The organism is Mycobacteroides franklinii (assembly GCF_001853795.1).
GTDB classification, from domain to species: domain Bacteria; phylum Actinomycetota; class Actinomycetes; order Mycobacteriales; family Mycobacteriaceae; genus Mycobacterium; species Mycobacterium franklinii.
In genome coordinates, this window is the sequence record NZ_MLIK01000024.1 from 670,483 (window position 1) to 690,141 (window position 19,659).

The 19,659-nt window shown below is 64.8% G+C and carries 25 protein-coding genes and 1 riboswitch; of the genes, 10 read left to right on the top strand and 15 right to left on the bottom strand.

All coding sequences use genetic code 11. The features are described 5' to 3' along the window. The first annotated feature begins 4 nt into the window (after nt 1-4). Genes BKG76_RS22665 through BKG76_RS22675 form a run of 3 tightly spaced genes read left to right on the top strand, consistent with a single transcriptional unit; the run spans nt 5 to nt 2,173 of the window. A complete protein-coding gene (locus BKG76_RS22665; RefSeq protein WP_070939918.1) occupies nt 5-778 on the top strand; it encodes an HAD family hydrolase in 774 nt (257 codons plus the stop codon). 9 nt (nt 779-787) lie between these two features. Next, nucleotides 788-1,567: an SGNH/GDSL hydrolase family protein gene (locus BKG76_RS22670; RefSeq protein WP_070939919.1), complete on the top strand. Its 780-nt coding sequence runs from the start codon at nt 788-790 to the stop codon at nt 1,565-1,567. Nucleotides 1,568-1,609: 42 nt separating this feature from the next. Next, nucleotides 1,610-2,173 (top strand): hypothetical protein, encoded by a 564-nt coding sequence (locus BKG76_RS22675; protein ID WP_083338184.1) that lies wholly within the window; start codon nt 1,610-1,612, stop codon nt 2,171-2,173. Nucleotides 2,174-2,177: 4 nt separating this feature from the next. Here the strand turns inward: BKG76_RS22675 and BKG76_RS22680 are convergent, their stop codons facing one another. Beyond that, complete coding sequence (locus BKG76_RS22680) at nt 2,178-2,723, bottom strand: hypothetical protein (protein ID WP_070939921.1); 546 nt, start codon at nt 2,721-2,723, stop codon at nt 2,178-2,180. A 39-nt stretch (nt 2,724-2,762) separates the two neighbouring features. On the opposite strand from BKG76_RS22680, the gene BKG76_RS22685 reads away from it, so the two are divergent. After that, nucleotides 2,763-4,190 carry an alpha/beta hydrolase gene (locus BKG76_RS22685; protein WP_109420954.1) on the top strand — a complete coding sequence of 476 codons (1,428 nt, stop codon included), beginning with the start codon at nt 2,763-2,765 and terminating at the stop codon, nt 4,188-4,190. Nucleotides 4,191-4,209: 19 nt separating this feature from the next. Here the strand turns inward: BKG76_RS22685 and BKG76_RS22690 are convergent, their stop codons facing one another. The 6 genes from BKG76_RS22690 to BKG76_RS22715 form a co-directional block, all read right to left on the bottom strand. Further along, nucleotides 4,210-5,097: an undecaprenyl-diphosphate phosphatase gene (locus BKG76_RS22690; RefSeq protein WP_070939922.1), complete on the bottom strand. Its 888-nt coding sequence runs from the start codon at nt 5,095-5,097 to the stop codon at nt 4,210-4,212. Between the two features lie 173 nt (nt 5,098-5,270). Then, entirely contained in the window at nt 5,271-5,738 is a 468-nt protein-coding gene (locus BKG76_RS22695; protein WP_070939923.1) for an SRPBCC domain-containing protein, read from the bottom strand. Beyond that, nucleotides 5,738-6,064, bottom strand: a complete 327-nt coding sequence (locus tag BKG76_RS22700) for an ArsR/SmtB family transcription factor (protein ID WP_070939924.1) — start codon at nt 6,062-6,064, stop codon at nt 5,738-5,740. Before BKG76_RS22700 ends, BKG76_RS22695 begins: the two co-directional genes overlap by 1 nt. A gap of 14 nt (nt 6,065-6,078) precedes the next feature. Next, the gene (locus BKG76_RS22705; protein WP_070939925.1) at nt 6,079-6,531 is read right to left on the bottom strand and encodes a VOC family protein; all 453 of its coding nucleotides are present in this window, start codon (nt 6,529-6,531) and stop codon (nt 6,079-6,081) included. A gap of 159 nt (nt 6,532-6,690) precedes the next feature. Continuing rightward, entirely contained in the window at nt 6,691-7,563 is an 873-nt protein-coding gene (locus BKG76_RS22710; RefSeq protein ID WP_070939926.1) for an LLM class flavin-dependent oxidoreductase, read from the bottom strand. A gap of 98 nt (nt 7,564-7,661) precedes the next feature. Then, complete coding sequence (locus BKG76_RS22715; protein WP_070939927.1) at nt 7,662-8,042, bottom strand: DUF4345 domain-containing protein; 381 nt, start codon at nt 8,040-8,042, stop codon at nt 7,662-7,664. 123 nt (nt 8,043-8,165) lie between these two features. Between BKG76_RS22715 and BKG76_RS22720 the strand changes: the two genes are divergently transcribed. Then, nucleotides 8,166-8,753: a TetR/AcrR family transcriptional regulator gene (locus BKG76_RS22720; protein ID WP_070939928.1), complete on the top strand. Its 588-nt coding sequence runs from the start codon at nt 8,166-8,168 to the stop codon at nt 8,751-8,753. 54 nt (nt 8,754-8,807) lie between these two features. Further along, nucleotides 8,808-9,788, top strand: coding sequence for a pirin family protein (locus BKG76_RS22725; RefSeq protein WP_070939929.1), 981 nt, complete (start codon nt 8,808-8,810; stop codon nt 9,786-9,788). A gap of 11 nt (nt 9,789-9,799) precedes the next feature. On the opposite strand, the gene BKG76_RS22730 is transcribed toward BKG76_RS22725, so the two are convergent. After that, entirely contained in the window at nt 9,800-10,753 is a 954-nt protein-coding gene (locus tag BKG76_RS22730) for a GlxA family transcriptional regulator (RefSeq protein ID WP_070939930.1), read from the bottom strand. Between the two features lie 38 nt (nt 10,754-10,791). On the opposite strand from BKG76_RS22730, the gene BKG76_RS22735 reads away from it, so the two are divergent. After that, nucleotides 10,792-11,586 carry an HD domain-containing protein gene (locus BKG76_RS22735; protein ID WP_407937667.1) on the top strand — a complete coding sequence of 265 codons (795 nt, stop codon included), beginning with the start codon at nt 10,792-10,794 and terminating at the stop codon, nt 11,584-11,586. Nucleotides 11,587-11,588: 2 nt separating this feature from the next. Here BKG76_RS22735 and BKG76_RS22740 read toward each other — a convergent pair whose 3' ends face one another. Then, the gene (locus BKG76_RS22740; protein WP_070939932.1) at nt 11,589-12,854 is read right to left on the bottom strand and encodes a competence/damage-inducible protein A; all 1,266 of its coding nucleotides are present in this window, start codon (nt 12,852-12,854) and stop codon (nt 11,589-11,591) included. Nucleotides 12,855-12,885: 31 nt separating this feature from the next. Here BKG76_RS22740 and BKG76_RS22745 point away from each other — a divergent pair, with 31 nt between their 5' ends. After that, entirely contained in the window at nt 12,886-13,293 is a 408-nt protein-coding gene (locus tag BKG76_RS22745) for a DUF6194 family protein (RefSeq protein WP_070939933.1), read from the top strand. Nucleotide 13,294: 1 nt separating this feature from the next. Here the strand turns inward: BKG76_RS22745 and BKG76_RS22750 are convergent, their stop codons facing one another. From BKG76_RS22750 to crcB (BKG76_RS22770), 5 genes are all read right to left on the bottom strand, one after another. Then, nucleotides 13,295-14,362: a GNAT family N-acetyltransferase gene (locus BKG76_RS22750; RefSeq protein ID WP_131815839.1), complete on the bottom strand. Its 1,068-nt coding sequence runs from the start codon at nt 14,360-14,362 to the stop codon at nt 13,295-13,297. An 85-nt stretch (nt 14,363-14,447) separates the two neighbouring features. Then, nucleotides 14,448-15,599, bottom strand: coding sequence for a GNAT family protein (locus BKG76_RS22755; protein ID WP_070939935.1), 1,152 nt, complete (start codon nt 15,597-15,599; stop codon nt 14,448-14,450). Between the two features lie 41 nt (nt 15,600-15,640). After that, nucleotides 15,641-16,084 carry a universal stress protein gene (locus BKG76_RS22760; protein ID WP_070939936.1) on the bottom strand — a complete coding sequence of 148 codons (444 nt, stop codon included), beginning with the start codon at nt 16,082-16,084 and terminating at the stop codon, nt 15,641-15,643. 10 nt (nt 16,085-16,094) lie between these two features. Then, complete coding sequence (gene crcB, locus BKG76_RS22765) at nt 16,095-16,457, bottom strand: fluoride efflux transporter CrcB (protein WP_407937671.1); 363 nt, start codon at nt 16,455-16,457, stop codon at nt 16,095-16,097. Nucleotides 16,458-16,462: 5 nt separating this feature from the next. Next, a complete protein-coding gene (gene crcB, locus BKG76_RS22770; RefSeq protein WP_083338185.1) occupies nt 16,463-16,933 on the bottom strand; it encodes a fluoride efflux transporter CrcB in 471 nt (156 codons plus the stop codon). 13 nt (nt 16,934-16,946) lie between these two features. Continuing rightward, a riboswitch (Fluoride riboswitch) is annotated at nt 16,947-17,019 on the bottom strand. Nucleotides 17,020-17,245: 226 nt separating this feature from the next. Here crcB (BKG76_RS22770) and BKG76_RS22775 point away from each other — a divergent pair. Both BKG76_RS22775 and BKG76_RS22780 read left to right on the top strand, forming a co-directional pair. After that, complete coding sequence (locus tag BKG76_RS22775; protein WP_070939939.1) at nt 17,246-17,521, top strand: GlsB/YeaQ/YmgE family stress response membrane protein; 276 nt, start codon at nt 17,246-17,248, stop codon at nt 17,519-17,521. 181 nt (nt 17,522-17,702) lie between these two features. Continuing rightward, complete coding sequence (locus tag BKG76_RS22780; protein ID WP_070939940.1) at nt 17,703-18,608, top strand: alpha/beta fold hydrolase; 906 nt, start codon at nt 17,703-17,705, stop codon at nt 18,606-18,608. Here the strand turns inward: BKG76_RS22780 and BKG76_RS22785 are convergent. Next, nucleotides 18,605-19,642 (bottom strand): APA family fibronectin-binding glycoprotein, encoded by a 1,038-nt coding sequence (locus tag BKG76_RS22785; protein ID WP_070939941.1) that lies wholly within the window; start codon nt 19,640-19,642, stop codon nt 18,605-18,607. The two genes, BKG76_RS22780 and BKG76_RS22785, sit on opposite strands and share 4 nt — an antisense overlap. Nucleotides 19,643-19,659: the final 17 nt, after the last annotated feature.

Genomic DNA, 19,659 nt, shown 5'->3' on the forward strand with positions numbered 1-19,659 from the left:
TGATATGACGGCCAACTCGGCACCTGATCCGGTGGCCGATATAGCGCTCAGCCCGACTGGACCGCAGGTAGGAGCCTTCTTCGACCTGGATGGCACCCTGGTGGCCGGATTCACCCCGACCGCGCATGCTCGCGATCGGATGCGGCGCCGTCAGGCCAGTGTCGGCGAGGTTCTCGGCGTTCTGGAGGCGACTTTCCGGTACAAGCTGGGCCGCATGGAATTCGAGCGCTTGGTGGTACGTGCCGCCGGATACCTGCGCGGCGACTCGCTGGCCGAACTGGAGGCCGTGGGTGAACGAATCTTCCACCAGCACAACGCCTCGATGATCTATCCGCAGATGTGCGAGCGTGTGCGGGCGCACCAGGCGCAGGGGCATACCGTGGTGCTGAGTTCTTCGGCGCTGACCATTCACGCCGAGCCGGTGGCACGTCACCTCGGGATAACCCATGTGCTGTGCAACCACTTCGACGTCGACGAGCACGGACTGCTCACCGGTGACATCCGCAAGCCGATTGTGTGGGGACGCAACAAGGCGGCAGCGGTCAGGCGGTTCTGTGAGTCCAATGCTGTTGATTTGCCGCGTAGTTACTTCTACGCGGACGGCGAGGAAGACATCGACCTCATGTCCCTGGTCGGCGAACCCTGCCCGGTCAACCCACGCGGCAGGCTGGCCGCGATGGCGTCCGAGCAGGGGTGGCCGGTCTTGCGGTTGGACGATCCGCGCCCCCGTGGGATGAGCAGGTCGTTGCGCCGGCTGGCGCACCTGGCTCGCCGATAGGCTTGATACATGGCGGGACGCTATGTGGCATTGGGAAGTTCGATGGCAGCCGGGCCGGGCATTATGCCGCGTGCGCTCGGTTCACCCCGGCTGGCCGGGCGTTCGGCACGCAACTACCCGCACCGCGTTGCCGAACGCAAGGGATATCAGCTGGTCGACGTCACCTATACCGGGGCGACCACGGCACATGTTCTGAGCGATCCGCAGAACGCCGCCCCACCCCAGATCGACACGCTCGACGGCAGCGAGGAGCTGGTGACGGTCACCATCGGAGGCAACGACGTCGGGTATGTGCCGTTTCTGATGGCCGCCGCCTTGCCGCGCGTGCTGCGCACTCTGCCGGTCGTCGGTCGCGGCCTGGTCGAGCTGCTCGACGTCCACAACCGGGAGGCGGCATTGACGGGGATCGGGGATTCACTGCGCATGGTCGGTGAGCGTGTGCGAGACCGCGCACCGCGAGCCCGGGTGCTGTTCGTCGACTACCTCTCGTTGTTGCCGCCCGAAGGATCCCCCGCCCCGCCGTACACCACCGCCGAGGCCGCGACGGGGCGTCGCATCGCCGCGCAGCTCGCGGCCGCGACCGCCGAGGCCGCGCACGCCACCGGGTGCGAGATCGTCCGAGCGTCAACAGCCAGCACCGATCATCACGCCTGGTCAGCGCGGCCATGGACAGTACAGCCCGCAATCCCCTGGCCCTGGCGCCCGGCGCCGCTGCATCCCAATGAAGACGGCATGACCGCCGTCGCCGATCTGGTGGTGACCGTATTGGACGCCGCGTCTAATGACTGAGGTTGCGCCGTGACCCGGCCGCCGCATTGCGATACTTGACCCGTGCGCACAACATCCCTGCTGATGGCTCCCGTCTTCGTCACTGCGATCGGAGTCGGATTCGCCAGCCCGGCAGCGGCGGTGGCGCCCCCGGCCGACGGCACCTACCGGATGCTCGAGGAAGGCGTCAGCGACGTCACCTGGACGATGTCGGCGGTCTGCGTACAGGCCTCGGGCACCCGCATCCAATCCGACTACACCGATCCGACCATCCAGGCCGACGGCTGCACGGTCACCGTCACCAGCGCCACACCGGATGTCGTCAAGCACAGCGACAGACTTCAGAACTACTCCATCCCGGCCAAGCTGGTCGATGACCAATGGACGTTTCTGCACGCCCGCCCGCAAGGTATGACCTGTCCGGATGGCAGCTTCGCACCCACCCAGGAGAAGTACGTCTTCAATGACGAGACCCTCACGGGCACGCACACCACCATCCACAGCGCGGTGTGCGGTGGCCAGCCCGGAATGACGAAGAAACCTTTCAGCCTGCAATTCGTGAAACCGCTCGACGTACCCGTCGACCGGTTCCCGCAGTACTGCGACGGCTTCGCGCACTGCTGGTAGCGGGCTAGGGCAACAACGGCACCCGCCAGAGTGGCATGCCCGGCTCGATCACCAATAGGCGCGTCATAGTCAATCGCGTGATCAGCAACGCGCCCCGAATCATCACCACCGCGAGGGGCAGCTCGGCCAGCACAGCCGTCAGGATCGCCCATGGCACTTCGCTCGGTCCGGCCGTCATCACGTCGAACCAGGCGTCGCAGATCAACAGCACCCCGGTGGTGAACGCCGTCAATACGAGTAGTTGACGACGCAGTAAACCCAGCACGGCGGTGCCCACCATGAACGTCACCAACAGAATGTCGAAGCCGACCCACGTCGCGGTCCACCGCTGTGCCACATAGTTTTCAGGCAGCGTGAACGCAAGGTAGATGATCCATGGAACCAACGCGATCGAGCCGCCGATCATCAAGCCCAGCCGCAGTGCGCGAAACCTCGCCAAATACGGCGGCGCCACCTCGCTGAGCGGGCGTTCCAGCCGCTGGATCAGGTCGCGCCGCTCAGCTGTGGACAGCGTCGCGATCGTCTCATCAGACAGATAACTCTGGGTCATGTCCAGCTTCCTCCCAGGAAAAGTCATCACAATGTGAGCGTGCCACCGACTACGCCGACGCCCCCTCCGGCGCCGACCCCTATCCCACAGCTACCCGCCAACGATTTCCACCAATACAGCCATGGAGTATCGGCCCTCGGTGGCTGGTTCCCGATCGTCGTGCAGGTGCTCGCGGTCGTGGCTTTGCTGGTGGTCATCGGTTGGCGCAACCGCCGGTGGCGCCTGCTGTGGGTGCCCGTGAGCGTAGCCGTCGGCGCATTGGGTGCGCTGGCGGCATGGATCTACATGAATTCCGAGGGGTTGGCCTCGGACCCCGCCCCCTTCAGGCTGTGGATATGGATCGGTGTTTTCGCCACATCGGTCGCGGTCGCCGTTATCGGCTTCCGGGGTGCGCGGTGGTGGCGTCGCGGCGTATCACTGCTGGCGATTCCACTCACGCTGCTCGCGGCGCTCGTAGCGCTCAATACCTGGGTGGGCTACTACCCCACCGTGCAGGCAGCCTGGGGCGCGATTTCCGCGGGGCCGCTTCCCAATGAGGTCAATATGAGCGACCTTGCGGGCCTGCGCAATTCGAACCCCAGTACCGGAAAGCTGGTCGAGGTGGACATCCCCGCCGACGCCAGTGGATTCAAACACCGCGGTGAATACGTCTACCTGCCGCCGGCCTGGTTCGCAGGTGATACCCCGCCCCGGCTGCCGGTGGTCATGATGATCGCCGGGGAATTCAATACCCCGGCCGACTGGGTGCGCACCGGTAACGCCACCCAGATGATTGACGACTACGCAAAATCCCACGGCGGCCAAACACCCATATTCGTCTTCGTGGACGTCGCGGGCAGCTTCAACAACGACACCGAATGCGTCAACGGGCCACGTGGAAATGCCGCGGATCACCTCACCGAAGACGTACGCCCGTACATGGTCTCGGAATTCAACGGATCACCCGACCCGGCCAACTGGGCTGTCGTCGGCTGGTCGATGGGCGGCACCTGCGCTGTTGACCTGACGGTGATGCATCCGGATCTGTTCTCGACCTTCGTCGATATCGCCGGCGACCACGGTCCCACCGCCGGAAACAAACAGCAGACGATTGACCGGCTGTATGGCGGCGATGCCGCTCGATGGGACGCCTTTGACCCCCGCACCGTGATGGCCAAGCATGGGCCGTACACCGGTGTGACGGGATGGTTCGAGGACGCGATACCACCTGCCGACAGCAAGAAACCGGGTGGAGCCAAGCGGCCCACGGCCGATACTCCCACCGGAATAGGTGGGCATGACGACGTGACCGACGATGATCGGGACGGTGCCGCGCAGGATTTGTGTGCCGCCGCGCAGCAAGTCCAGATTTCTTGCTCGATTCACCAGATGATCAGCGGGCACACCTGGCAATTCGCCAGCCGGACCTTCTCGGACGCACTGCCCTGGTTGGCCGCGCAGATACGCACCCCCGGATCTACCGGCTAGGCATCGGGCGCGCGGGCGTCTAGAGGAAATGCACCATCGACGCCGCGCCCGCCAGCAGGCAGTACACCGCGAACGGGATCAAAGTGCGGGTGTGGAAGTACTTCGTGAGGAAACGGACGGCCAGGTAGGCGGCCACCGCCGCGACCAACGAGCCGACCAGAACCTGTCCGAGGATGCCGTCGCCCTGCGGCCCCGCCAGCGTCGGCAGCTTGAGCACACCCGCGGCTAGGATCACCGGAGTGGCGAGCAGGAAAGCGAATTTGGCGGAGTCCTCGTGGTCCAGCCCACGAAACAGTCCGCCGACCATCGCCACACCCGAGCGGCTGATGCCCGCGAGCAGCGCCAGGCTCTGCGCAAGACCGATGGCACCGGCGTCGGCGTAGCTCAAGTCGGAGATCTGCTTGGTGTTCTCGGCGCTGTGCGCGTTGGCGGACCGGGCCACCTGGCGCCTGCGCAGCACCTCGGCGCCAGCCAGGAGCAGCCCGTTGATGAAGAGGAACACGGCAGCAGCGCCGGGCTTCGCGAACAGTGTGCGTAGTGAGTGCTCGAGCAGGAGCCCGAGCAGCCCGACCGGAATGGTCGCGACCACGATCAACCAGCCCAGCCGCTGGGTTGACGTCTCGACCTTTCGGGTGCGTATCGATGTGACCAGTCCCCCGATGATGCCCACCCAGTCACGCCAGTAGAACACCAGCAGCGCCAGCGCGGTGGCCACATGCAGTCCGACGACGAAAGCCAGATACGGGGTTCCCTTATCCGAATCACCCTGCGTGACAAGGTTCTGCCAAGAGCCGCCCAGCCAGGCCGGTACGAGTACCGAGTGGCCGAGGCTGGACACGGGGAATAGCTCGGTGACTCCCTGCAGGGCGCCGATGACGATGGCCTGGGTGTAGGTCAACGCGGACAATGGATTTCCTTACGGGTGGGCCGGGTGGGAATCAGTACGGGTGGGCCGGGTGGGAATCAGTACGGGTGGGCCGGGTGGGAATCAGTACGGGTGGGCCGGGCGGGATGGGAATTCGGCCCACACCCTGCCACAGAAAGCTGGAGATCGCCGCAGCGGGTGGCGCGCCTCCACGGTCAGCCCAGGTGCTCGCGCAACGCCCCCAGCAGGTCCTGCCACCATTCACCGTGTCGTCGCAGAAACAGGCCGTCGGGAAAGTTATGCCGTGCCACGTGGTCCTGCGGAACCGACTCCCAGCCGAGATGTTCGACCGTCACCCGTGTCTCGTCTCCGACCGCCTCGAACCGCACCTCGACGATCGTCATCTGATGGTCGGCAAAGCTCTCCTGACGCCAGGTCAGACCCAGCCGACTGCCGGGTTCCCATGTGGTGACCGTGCCGATTTCGAACTCGGTGCCGTTCGGGTACGACTCGACGAAACGGCCGCCCAGGCTCGGCTCGATCGTCAGTGTGCCGCGCCGTCGCCTGCTGAATTGAAACAGTGTGTTGGGCTGCCACCACATCCCGATGTCGTTGACGAACACATCGAATGCGCGCGCCGGCGCGGCGCGCACCCGCAGTGAGACCACGATGCGTGACGTCATCACGCCTGCCGTTCGACATGGTCTTTGAAGGCCAACAGCTGTGTGGCCCAAAGCTTCTCAATCTCGTCGAGCCATGTCTTGAGCTCGGACATGGGCGCGGGCCGAAGTGTGTAGATGCGCACTCGGGCGTCGAACTCGGGGTGGGATTCCTCGACCAGCGCACCGGCCTTGAGGGTGCGCAGGTGCCTGCTGAGTGCGGCGGGAGTCAGGCCAACTGCTTGCGCGATCTCCCCTGCGCGGCATGGCCTATCCCGCAGCACCTCGACGATTCTTCGCCGATGGGGATCGGCCAGCGCGGCCAGCGTGCGATCTAGGCTTGTGGGCATCGGCGAGGGCCGGGTCAAACCCAGCCCTCGATGTTCAGGCCGCTTGCCTTCTCGGCTTCCTCACGCGAGACCGTCCGCACCGACTGGCCGAAGGTCCACACGTGTCCCTCGGGGTCTTCGGCTCGGTATACCCGGTCGCCGTAGAACTGATCGGCGGGGCGCATCACGATCTTGGCGCCGGCCGCTTCGGCGTGCTGGCAGTGCGTGTCGATATCGCTGTCTATCTGAACGTGGATCGTCTGGGTGCATCGGCCGCCCAGCGACCTGGGGCTGGCGACGCTGGCATCCCACTCGGACCCAACCATGAGATAACAATCGCCGAAACGCATTTCGGAATGTTCAAGTTTGCCGTCGCTGTCGGTGATCACCATGGAGCGTTCGAATCCGAACGCCTTCTCCAACCAATCGAGGGCCGCAGACGGATCCTGATAAACGACGGCCGAGGCCAAACTCGGGCGTGTGCTCATTGACTTACCCTTTCGATCCGGATACCTGACAGTTGATATTTAACGCTTGCGTTGAATATTGGTCAATGGTTATCCGAAGTCATCCTTCGCAAGCAGGCGCTCAGTCCTACGGTTTGGCCGAGATTCGTAGGACTGAGCGCCTGCTCATGGGAAGGATGGTTAGGGGTTGACCTTGGAGACGACGTGCTCGGCGAAACCCTCCAGGTTTCTGATCTTGGTTTCCAGCGGCTCGGTATCCGGTCCGACGATGTACGGAATGCGGAAACCGACGATGACATCGGTTACGCCCTTGTCTTCCAGGCGCTTTACCCCGTCGACAGTAAATCCGTCGACGGAGATGACATGGACCTCGAACGGCTTGTCGGCGGTCCCCTCTTCTTCGCGGAACTTCTTCAGCTTGGCCAGCAGCTCGTCCAGGTCCTCGGTGCCGCCGCCGTGCATCCAGCCGTCGCACCGGGCCGCACGCCGCAGCGCCGCATCGGCATGGCCGCCGATGAGGATCGGGATGGGCTGCGTGGGCGCGGGGCACATCTTGGTCTTGGGGATGTCGTAGAACTCGCCGTGGAACTCGAAGTAGTCGCCCGTGGTGAGTCCCTGGATGATCTCGATGCACTCATCCATGCGCTTGCCACGCTTGGCGAAGGGCACATTCATGAGCTCGTAGTCCTCGGGCCAGGGGCTGGTCCCCACGCCCAGACCGAGTCGGTTACCGGTCAATGCCGCGATGGACGAGGCCTGCTTGGCCACCAGCGCGGGCGGCCGGATCGGCAGTTTGAGGACGAAGATGTTGAACCGAAGCGTCGAGGTCACGGCGCCGAGCGCCGCGGTCAGCGTCAGCGCTTCGATAAACGGCTTGTCTTCGAGGAACTCGCGATTCCCGTCGGGTGTGTACGGATACTTCGCGTCCGACTCGTAGGGATACGCCAGGCTGTCGGCAATGGTCATCCCGTGATATCCGGCGGCCTCGGCTGCCTGGGCCAACGGGATGTAGTACGACGGGTCGGTCATCGCCTCGGCGAAGGTGAACCGCATAGATTCCTCCTAGAGTGCCCTCCCGCAGCATCGGCGCTGTCGGTACTACGCACTCTAGCGGTTCACGAAATCTGAACTCGCATATTGGTTTTACGGTGTCACGGAGCCTTCTCGTCGGCTCCGGCGATGACGAAAAACAGCGCGGGGACCACTATTTCGACGACGAGCATGGCAATCCAGAACGGATGCGGCTGGCCCCTGTCGATGAGGGAGACGACCCGGGCGAGCCCGCCGGCCAGCAGGCCGCCCGCCAGGAATCGGATCGCGATGCCGGGGATCGGCGACAGTCGTGCCACCCAGATCCACGCCACCCCGTAGACGGCGAAGAGTCCGGCGAAAAATCGCTCTTGACTGTCGGTGCTCGCGCTGACCTCTCCGCCACCGAAAACCGTTCCAGGGCCGCCGATGACGTGATACAGCCCGATGACCAGGCAGGTCACGCCGGTCAGGATGGCCAGGTACTTGAGCACTGTGTTCATCTCTACGTCCTTCGTGATCTGTCTTTCGTGATCTCTGACGAAGTTGATAGAACGTTCTAGTAAGACCGTACAATGTGCGATAGCCGGATACAAGGTTTCTGGGAACATCTGTAAGGACGTGCCATGCCCGCCGATACCCGTGATCGAATAGTTGCCGCCACATGCGAGCTGTTTCGTCGGCAGGGCATGACCGGCACCGGACTCAAGCAGATCGCCAGGAGTGCGGGCGCACCCTTCGGCTCGATCTATCACTTCTTCCCGGGCGGCAAGGCGCAGCTGGCCGACGAAGCGATCCGGGCGTCCGGCGCGATGTATCGGGACCTGGTACTTGCGATCTTCGATCAGGGCGGTCCCGACCTTGCGTCCACCATTCGGACCGCGTTCGCGGCCGCCGCCGAGAATCTCATCGCGACCGACTATGCCGACGCCTGCCCCATTGCGACAATCGCGCTGGAGGTTGCGAGTACGGACGACGCGCTGCGACGAGCGACCGCTGACGTCTTTACGGATTGGATCGAGCAGGGGGCCGAGCGAATTGCCGGATCGGGTCTGCCACCCGACGTGTGCCGCAGCCTCATCGTGGGATTCATCACCAGCCTGGAGGGTGCGTTCGTCCTGAGCCGGGCGTTGCGCAGCCCCGAGCCCTTGTTGTCCGCGGGTGAGACGGTTGCGGCCGCGGCCACGGTTGCCTTGGCTGCCGCCGTGGAATAAAGCGGACTGCAGTCCGGTTGATGGGAGCATAGAAACAGCCACAAGGAGGTTTGCATGCCAGCTATCACCGTGTCATCAACGGACGCCCTGACTTTGCCGCGAATCCCGACTCCCGAGCCGGCCGACACCGAGCGCCCGGTGCGGTCCATCACCAGTGGTCCACGCGGATACGAGGGTGAGGGCTTCCCCGTCGTGCGCGCCTTCGGCGGCGTGCCATCTTCCGAATTGGACCCGTTCATTCACATGGATCAGATGGGCGAGGTCGAGTATGAACCGGGCGAGCCGCGCGGGACGGATTGGCATCCTCACCGTGGCTTCGAAACCGTCACCTACATGATCGACGGGCGGTTCGCGCATCAGGACTCGCACGGCGGAGGCGGGCTCATCCACGACGGTGCCACCCAATGGATGACCGCCGGATCCGGAATCCTGCATATCGAAACTCCCCCGGCCGAGTTGGTCGAGAGTGGTGGAATATTCCATGGCATCCAGCTGTGGGTCAATCTGCCGGCACGCGACAAGTTCTTGACTCCGGCGTATCAGGCGATCGAGGGAGCGCAAACCACGTTGGTGAGCTCGCCCGACGGCGGCTCGCTGGTGCGGATCATCGCCGGTGACATCGGCCCACATCATGGTCCAGGGCGCACGCACACGCCAATCACCCTGGCGCATGCGACCATTCAACCCGGTGCGCAGCTGAATGTGCCATGGAATCGCGAGTTCAACGCCCTCGTCTACGTGCTCTCCGGGCGTGGCACGGTCGGCGCGCTGGGCCACCAGATTGAGCAGGGGCAGCTCGCGGTACTGGGCCCCGGTGACCGGATCACGGTGCACGCCAGTGCGAATCAGGATGCCAACCGTCCGGCAATGGAGGTGCTACTGCTCGGTGGCCAGCCCATCCGCGAGCGTGTGGTGGCCTACGGCCCGTTCGTGATGAACACCAAGGCCGAGCTGATTCAAGCCGTCGAGGACTATCAGGCCGGCCGGTTCGGTGCCATTCCGCCGAATGCGCTGATGCCCCACGTCGCACGCTGAGCGCGAAGTGCCTACCGCCGGAACGCCCGGCGGTAGGCACTCGGCGTGGTGGCGGTGACCCTGCGCAGGTGCGTGCGCATCGCCGTGACGCTGCCAAATCCACATTGCGCGGCAATGGATTCCATGGTCATATCGGTGTTCTCAAGCAGTTCGCGGGCGCGGGTCGCGCGTTGTACATCGAGCCAACGCTTGGGCGTGGTGCCGACTTCCTCGCCGAAACGCCGATTGAATGTGCGCAGGCTCAGGTGCGCGTGCCGCGCCAGCGTCGACACGTCGTCAATCTCGGCGAGGCACTCGGCGGCCCAGCTCAGCGTCGGCCCGAGGCCGCTGGAGTCGTGCGACGCCTTGGTGGGTGGAATGAACTGGGCCTGGCCGCCATCGCGGTGAGGCGCCATGACATTCCAGCGGGCCATATCGGATGCCGCGGCCGCACCCAGCTCCCGCCGCACCACGTGCAGGCACAGGTCCATGCCCGCTGACAGTCCCGCCGAGGTGAGGATGTCACCGTCGTCCACATAGAGCGCGTCGGGCCGCAGATCGACCAGCGGGTAGAGCCTGCGCATGTCGTCGCAGTACTCCCAATGCGTGGTGGCGGGTCGCCCATCCAGCAGGCCCGTCGCCGCCAACACAAACGCGCCCAAGCAGATGCTGAACACCACGGCCCCACGCTGGTGTGCACTTCTCAGCGCGTTCAATACGTCATCCGGTGGTGGGTAGTCGTGCGGAGCGCGTGCGGGAACGACGACGATATCCGCGGACTCCAGCGCATCGATGCCGTGTTCGACCTCGAGATTGAAACCATCTGGCGTCCAGACACTTCCGGGTTGATGGCCACAGGTCACCAGATCGAAACCATCCGGTTGGCCCGCGCGCCCCGGTCCCCTACGGAACATCTGCACGGCGCACGCCAGGTCGTAGGTGATGACGCCGTCGAGGGCCAGTGCCGCCACCGTCTTGGTGCCCATACCTCACTATGGCATGAATCCGAGTATCTGTGGCATTCATGCCACTGGCCACCTGTGGTGCACCCGTCTTGACTCAAGGAATGACGACGATCGAATTGGATTGGCACTGGGCGACCCGCACCGGTGGTGCGGTTTCCGCCGCCCAGCGGCGGGTATTGCTGGGACGCTTGGTCCGGGCTCTTCCGGCGATGGTCAACGATGCCGTGAGAACCAGGATCGGCCGCCGCGGACAAGGGCGCGTGGAGTTCGGATCGATCGCGGTACCCGATTCCGCGCTCGCGCTGGCAGCCGAGCAAGAGGCACGTGACTCAGTCACCCCGCACGTGCTCGAACACTCGTATCGCACCTACTTCTTCGGTAAGGCACTGGCCGAGCTGGACGGCATACGGGTCGACGATGAGCTCGTATACGTTGCGAGCCTGCTGCACGATCTGCAGCTGGAGCATCCGACACCGGGACGGTGCTTCGCCGTGGTCGGCGGTGAACGGGCCGCCCAGTTTGTCAGAGATCAGGGGGCGCCCGAAGACCGTGCGCAGGCGGTAGGCGCGGCGATCGCCGCGCATATCACCCTGGGTGCCAGTGAAAACCTCGCAGATCCAGGTGGTTTCGTATCGGCGGGGGCGGGAACCGATGTATTCGGGTTACGGCTCTCGGACCTCGATGCGGGGTGGGTGCAGGAGCTGTTGCGACACCATCCCCGGCTGGACTTCAAGCGACACATGCTCAAGGCCTGGGCGACGGAGGGTGCCGCGGTACCGAACGGACGGGCCGCGTGGCTTACCCGTTATGCGGCATTTCCGCTGCTGGTCAAGGCCGCACCCTTTGAAGAATAGGGCTACCGCTGCAGCAGCCGACGCAGCAGATGCAGGGCGACGGTTGTCGCGCGCTCCCGAATCTGGTTGCGATTACCCGGGATAACGACCCGCAGGTCTGCCCGCTCCCCCGTCGCGGTCTTGACGCAGAGACACACGGTACCCACGGGCTTGTCGGCAGACCCGCCGCCCGGCCCGGCCACACCCGTCGTGGACACCGCGATATCGGCGCCCAACGCCGCCAAGGCGCCGTCGGCCATGGCCTCCGCAACCTGTGGCGATACCGCGCCGTGGTCGGCGAGAAGCTGCGGATCCACGCGCAGCTGGCCGATCTTGACATCATTGGCGTAGCTGATGACGCCGCCGAGGAAATACGCGGAGGAGCCAGGGACATCGGCGAGCCGTGCCCCCAAAAGCCCTGCGGTACAAGACTCGGCGACGGCAAGGCGCCTTCCGTGCAGCAGCCTGGCCACAATTTCGTCCACTGTCGAACCATCGGAGGAGAACAGCGCCGAGCCATGCCGGCTGTGGATGAACTCGTCGAGGCGCTCCCAGACGGGCCGAGCGGACGGCTCGAATCGGGTGACCACCTCCACCTCGCTGCGTCGCAGGCAGGTGGTGATTTCCAGTGCCGCAAGGCTGCCCAAGTCGTCCTCGGCGAGGCGAAGCGTCTCGGCGATATCGGGCTCGGTGATGCCATACAGGCGCAGCGTTGTCTGCTCGATTGCCGCGGCATCTTCTCCCACTAGCGCGCGAAACGGCGCGGCATCGACTGCCGACGTCCACATCCGCTGCAGTTCATGTGGCGGTCCCGGTAACACCACGATGACCACCTTGTCCGTGCCCATGATGGCACCGGGCGCAGTGCCCACCGGGTCCAATACCTGACCTCGCGCCGGCACGAGTGCCTGTTTGGCAATGCCGACCCGCAAGGCCTCCCAGTCCACATTCTCCCAGCGATTTGCCATCGGTCGTAGCCGATCCATGATGGCCGCTTCCAGATCAGCATCGAAAATGAGTGTGGTTCCGGCAAATTCGGCCACGGTGGCCAGTGTCATATCGTCGGCGGTGGGCCCCAGGCCGCCCGAAGTCACGATGAGATCGACGTCTTGATCGGTGAGAAACTGCAGCTGCGCCAGCAGATCTTCTTTGCGGTCACCGCACACACAGATATGCGCAACATCGACACCCACTTCCCGCAGGTGCTCGGAAAGCCACGGCCCGTTCGCGTCGGCGACCCGCCCGGTGAGAACTTCTGTGCCGGTGACGACGATTCCCGCGCGCAACATGCCAGCAGCCTAGGCCGGTAAGTTCGGTGCTATGACTGTGGGCATCGACGAAGGCGCTGTCATCGAATACATCGTCACGGCCTTCCCCGATCTTCAGCACGAGGTTGTCCAGGGCAATTGGTTCTTCTTCCGGGGTCCCGAACGTCAGGTGCCGGTGATCACGCTGATGTCGAATGAAGCGTTCGACACCTACTCCGACTTGGGGCGCCCATCGGTGTATCGCCTCAACATCGGCATCGGTGGTGACACCTTCGCGAACCTGGTGCGCGACCGTGGCGACGAGGTTGCCGTCGACTACACCGAGTTCGACCAGATCCTGCCGCATCCCGAATACGGCGGCGCCAAATGGATCTGTGTGGTCAACCCCGGCGAAGACACCTTCGCCGAGGTGGTGCGGCCACTGCTGGCCGAGGCCTATACCCGCAGTAACCGGGACTAGTTCAGGTGAGGTGGACCCACAGCTGACGAGGGACACCAGACTCCCCGAATGTGGGCAGGGTGGGCCCCTCGTTCTGGAAACCATGCGTCGTCAGGATGTCGGTCAGGGGCCGAGCATCGCTGCGCGCTGCCACGACTATTCGCCTCGTGGGCGCCGGAGCCAGCGTCAAACGCGCGGCAAGATCGGCGATGGTCGGGGTGAGCGAGTCCTCGGACGCACCGGGGTGGGGCCTACCGATGAGCTCGGTCGTGGAGCTGCCCAGGTCTACAGATATCTCGATAGATCCGATTGGCGTACCCGAAACCGTAACTGGGACTGTGTCCTTGGGGACAGCACTGGCGCGCCGGCAGCGGTTGCGCAGTTCGTAGCGTCCGCACGCAAGCAGATCGCCCCAGGAGATTTTCGCGGGACGTTCCGAACCCCTGAGGGGCGTCTCGCCGGCAAGGGTGTCTCGCTTGTGGCGCAACGCGACGAGGTTCTCGGCGGAGTTGGTCTGGTACCAAATCTCATGATCGGTGGGGCTGCCATCGAACATGCGCAGCTGGCGGCATGTCTGCAGCTTCTGCCAGCCCACGGCCTGCGCCAGCCGTTGCACTGGCACGTTGTGGACCGCCAGCGGTGCCACCGCATGTGGGACATCGGGATTGGTCTCGAATCCGGAGATGATGAGTGAGGATTGCGCCCACATGGTGACCGCGTGCGGAACCCCGGCCGTCCAGGTGGACACCTCGGTGCCTCCGGTACGCGGGTGCCGACCCGCCATGGCCAGGTGGCCGACCACCCGTTCGCGGGTTCCTTCGAGGTGTATGAGCAGATATGAGGCCCAGCCCCGCGCGGCATCGGACCGGGCCTGCCTCCAGGTGTGAATCCACATGTACGGCGAGTGCGCCGCCGCCCAGGACATGTCCTGGTGGGCGAAGGCCGGAGCCAACCGTTGCTCGTAGCGCAGGTTTGTCTCGCGCCACGATGGGCCGTCGGAAAGTCGCGGCGCGCGCAGCATGACGGTCATACCGTCGACCTCGGCCGGGCCCAGGCATCCCGGGGCGATACGCCGTTCGCGTGCGCGCATCTGGGCAGGGTAGCGCACCGTACCCAGATGTAAACCCAGCGATTAATCAGCTACTGCAAGAACATGATTGCTGTGTACAGGGTGTCTATTCCGGATTCCTCAGCAGCGTCCACATGCGCCGGTTTGCTCCGTCTTCACCCAGAGTGGGCGGTGCCGCGCCCTCGTCGGCAAAACCAAGCGCCGCGAGCCTGTCGGCGAGCGTGGTGTCGGTTTCGAGTGTCGCCACGACGGTGCGGCGTGAACCGTCCGGGCGGCCGGCGAGGTGGCTTGCGAGCCCGGACACGGCGGATACGCGGGCATCGTCGGATACCCACGAGCCGAGCCGGGGCACCAATTCCGTTGTCGATGTGCCGATATCGGAGTAGACCTCGATCGAACCGGCGGGGCGCCCGATAATCGTGACACGGTATCGTCCATGACCGTCTGGTTCTATCCGAACCACTTCCCCACCGGCGGAAGAGATTTCGAACAGCGGCTCGGGCGTCGCTGTTCTCAGCGCGGAATTGAGCCGCTGACGCGCGCGGATTGCCACGAATCTGGCCCACGCCGCCAGGTATCCGGCGCCCGGAAGCCGGGCCGCGGGCACTGCCAGATGCGTTCTGGTGGTCGGAATTTCAGCGAGGCGCTGCTTCACCGAATCGCGGTACTCGGGCGTATTGGCCAGGAACCAGATGTGGTGGTCCGATACCTGCCCATCATAAGGGCGCAGAGCGCGGCGCGTCTGTAGCTGGATCCAGCCCAAGGACTTTACAAATCTGTTTGCGCGCGCATTCGACACGGCGGTGGGTGCCAGGGCGTGCGGGAGGTCCGGGTTTGCGTCGAACGCGGACAGCACCGTGGTCAACTGTGCCCACACGCTCACGACAGGGGGAATATCCACGGCCCAGGTGGAGATCTCTGCGCCACCGGTGCGAAAATCCCGGCCCGCCATCAAGAAATGGCCAACGACCCTTTCCACGCCGTCATCGATGCGTACCAACAGATACGAAACCCCGCCGGCCCGTGCATCGGCGATCGACGAGCGCCAACTATCGACCCACATGACCGGGGAATGCGCGCTTTCCCAGTCCATGTCGTCGCGATGGAACGCCGGTGAGAGCCTCTCGGTGAACGCCAACGCGGTTTCCCGCCATGACCGTCCATCCGCCAGCCGGGGCGGTCGCAGCGCCACCGTGATGCCGTCGATCGTCACGGGGCCGAGGTCCACCGAAGACTCGGCACGGAATTTGCTGCGCACGGCGCAAGGCTACCGCAGCGGCATTCGCTCTGCGGGGATGGTCAGACGGCAGGCACCAGGACCAGGGGAACACGTCGCGCGCCGATGAGGCGATGCGATACCGACTGCCCGAGGAACGTGTCGAGTACGGACGCCGGTCCGCCCCGCGGGCTGCCCAGAATGATCATCAGGGCGTCGCACTGTTGCGCCACGGCGAGAAGCTGGACGGCCGCGGGCCCATGCGCGCGGTGGTACTCCCAGGACACCTCGCCGCTCGCAAGCTCTTCCCGCGCCGCGGTTTCGGCCGCCGCGATGGCCGTGCGCGACTGCGATTCCCAGCTGTCCGAGTCGGGGTCCAGTGGTTCATCGTCCATGTCCTGGATGTGCACGACGTGCACATGCGCGTCCAGCCGGCGAGCCATATCGATGGCGAAACGCAGCGCGGCAGTGCTGGGCGCGTAATGGTCCCATCCGACCACCAACTGCACTGCGGGTAACTCGCTCACAGCTCCATCCTCACGCCAGTACCCACCCCAGCGCTAGACCCGCCGCGCACGCCCCGACGGTGCCCAACAAGGTGCCCAACGTGTTGTACAACGCCAGTGACCATTGTCGCTGCTCGATCAGTCGCACCGACTCGACGCTGGCGGTACTGAACGTGGTGTAGCCGCCGCAGAATCCGGTACCCAGGACGGCGAGCAGTTGGGGTGTCGCGTGGTGGAACACCACCAACCCGGACAGCAGGCCGATGAGGGCAGATCCGGTGAGATTGATGAATAGCGTCGTCCACGGGAACCGGGGAGTCCGTCGGTGCTTGACCGCCGAATCCACGACAAACCGCAGTACCGCGCCCAGGGCTCCGGCCAGGACGACGACCATGACGATCACTCGGGACCTCCCGCGTAGCGTGCGAGGGCTCTTGCCGCCGTGGCTATCCCACCGAGCGCCGCGGCCAAACCGGCGGCGACGCTGACCAACGCGTACACCATGCCGGCGACCACGAAGCCGTTACGGGCCAAGGTGCTGATCTCCAAGGCGAGCGCACTGTAGGTGGTGAAGGCGCCACAGAAACCGGTTCCGAGAAACAACCGGGTGTGCCGGCGCCAGCCGCCATCGGGCCCCAGCAGTGTGAGAGTCTCCAGCGCCGCGCCAAGGATGAATGCCCCGGACAGATTGGCCGCGAATGTCCCCCATGGCCACGAAGCTCCAGAGGCCGGCCACATCTGCTCGAACCAATAGCGCAGCGCCGTACCGCATATGCCACCGAGGAAAACCCAGAGCAGCGCGGAAGGTCGCAAATACAGTCGTGGATGTGGGGATTCTTGGTGGTCTCCAGCTGTCACATTCGGTCCCATCGTGTTACGACACATCAACACAGGAACTATCAGCCGTCAGTGGCGGTTCGGGACCAGCCCTGGCGAGATCCATCGCGTCTGACGAATATAGCCGAGGCGTGTCAATGGACGTCGCGGACGTGCCGCTTTTCTGCCACCAGCTCCGTGCGGAACTCGGGAGCGCCGCCGCCGACTGCCGCCCATGTTTCTGAGCGATGTGATGAGCCACGGCCTGTCGCGCGCCGTAACAGCGCCGGGAAAGCGACGTTCCATTAGCATCAGCACCGGGTCGACGCTCGTTTCCTGAAGTACAGATACTCGAAGGAGCTAGACATGGTGTTGAACATCATTTGGATGATCATTCTTGGCCTGATCGTCGGCTGGATCGCCCGCTTGATCGTGCCCGGCAAGGAGAATTTCGGCTGGATCGCCACGGCGTTGCTGGGCATCGTCGGCGGTTATGTCGGCGGGACGCTGGGCAGTCTGGTGTTCGCCCCGCATAAGTTCACCGTCACTCCGCCGATCAATCACGCCTTCCTCGGCGCCTTGGTTGGTGCGGTGATTCTGCTGTTCGCCTACAAGTTCATCGCGGGAAAAACCAAAAGCTAGCGCCAGTCTCTGAATTGAGCCACTAGGCAGCCAGCAGGCGAGGCACAAAGCGCCGCGAGATTGTCCGCATGCCGTCGACCCCCATGCCGATCGTCGCCGGAAAGTCCTTCTGCCTGTCGGTGCTGATTGATAGTTTCAATGAGACTTGAAATTATCAAGCGGCATTGAAGGAGGATGGGCCATGGCAACCGCGCAACCCGTAGGCGTGCGTCCGGCGTGGGTGGACGACGAGCTGTTCCCTTTTGAAAGCCGCTTCGTGGAGCTGGCCGGCAACGTCGTGCACTACGTCGACGAAGGCTCCGGGCCGATCCTGCTGATGCTGCATAGCAATCCGGTCTGGTCCTTCGTGTACCGCGAAGTGATCCTCGCCCTCCGGGATCGCTTTCGGTGCATCGCCCTCGACTTTCCGGGTTTCGGCCTGTCCACCGCCGCCCCCGGCTATCGGTACCGTGCCCGGGACCATTCCGAGCTTCTGGTCGCCTTCCTGGATCGGCTGGATCTCTCGCATCTGACACTGGTGGGCCACAGCTGGGGTGGGCCGTTCGGTCTGTACGCCGCTGCGCGGCGGCCAGATAAGTTCGACCGCCTCATTCTGGCCAACACCTGGGCATGGCCCTTGAACGGTGACCTGTCCTCCGAAGTGTTCTCCCGTGGCATGGGCAGTTCCGTCGGGCGCGCGCTCAACACGCGGTTCAACCTGTTCGTCAACTACTTCATACCCTCAGCGCACAAGCGCCGCACGCTATCCGGGGCCGAAATGGCGCACTATCGCCAGGCAACGCCGACGTTCGAAAGTCGGCGGGCCACCGCCGCGCTTCCCGCCGAACTCACCGGCGCTCGCGACTATTTCACCGAGCTCGCGGACAATCTCGGCGTCATCGCGAAGCTACCCACGCTGATCATCTGGGCCGACACAGACCCGATTTTCACCGACAAGTACCTCAGACGCTGTGAAGCCACCTTCCCCCACCACGCCACGGCGGTGCTGCGGGGAGTCGGCCATTTCCTGCAGTCCGACGCACCTGCGGAGTTCAGCGCGGCCATCGAGACGTGGTGGGCACAACCGCCCGAAGACACGACGACCTAGACCGGAACTCCGGGGGCCGGTGGCGCCGCAGGAGGCGCCGGAGCCGCAGGCGGTGCCGCAGGTGCGGGCTGACCCGCCGGAACCGGTTCGGACGCCGGGACACCCGGTGCCGCGGGAGGCGGCGGTTGATTGGGATCAGCCGGCGGGGGCGGCGGCTGATTCGGGTCCGCGGGCGGGGGCGGGGGCTGATTGGGATCGGCGGGCTGTGCGGCCGGCGGTGTGGGCGGAGTCGGCGCGGTCCACGGACGGATCGACTCGGTCAACGCCTTGGCCACGCCCTTATCCACCGGTGAGGCCGAGGTGCCGAGCCAGACGATGAACCAACGGTCCTTGCCCTTGCCTACGGCCGCGGCCCAGATTTGGCCGGGTTCCTTTGCCGCGTCATCGAACTTGACCTCGTAATACGAGGATGCCGCGGACATGCCCGCCACATCGAAGCTCTGGTCTTCTTGGTTGACGCGGTTGCCCGGGTACGGCATGAAGAACTCACCCATATCCGAGGCCAGCCTGCGTGCGGCCTTCTGATTGTCAGGCTCGGCACCGGCGAAGAGCTTGAGATCCAGACGGCCCAGCAGGATGCTTCCGTTCGGCGCTGCCGGGTTGGTCAACAGCGCCGATCCGTAGGTCAGCCTGCGCGCGTCCGACTGTGTCCAGCCTTGCGGCACAACAAAACTGAATCCGCCTTGATCGTTGTTGACGCGGCCGCCGTCGGCCGGGGCGCCGGGCGCGGGCGGTGTGGCCGGCGCGGGTGCGGGCGATCCGGGAGGCGGTGCGGCCGGCGGTGTTGTCACCGTCGTGGGCGACTCCGGGTTGGGTGCCGGCTGGCCCGGGGCGGGCGGTGCAGGGGGCGGAGGCGCATCGGTGGTGACCAGGTGGATATTCGCCGTGCGCACCGATGCCGGCGTCTGATCGGCAGGCAAGGCGGCGAGGGTGAACGCCCCCGCTCCGGATAGCGAGGTGACCGCGATGGCCGCCGCTATCACTCGTGCCCGGTGCGCCCGCTTCGCCGCCGATGTAGCCCGTGGTTGCTGCATGCCAATGAACGTACCGT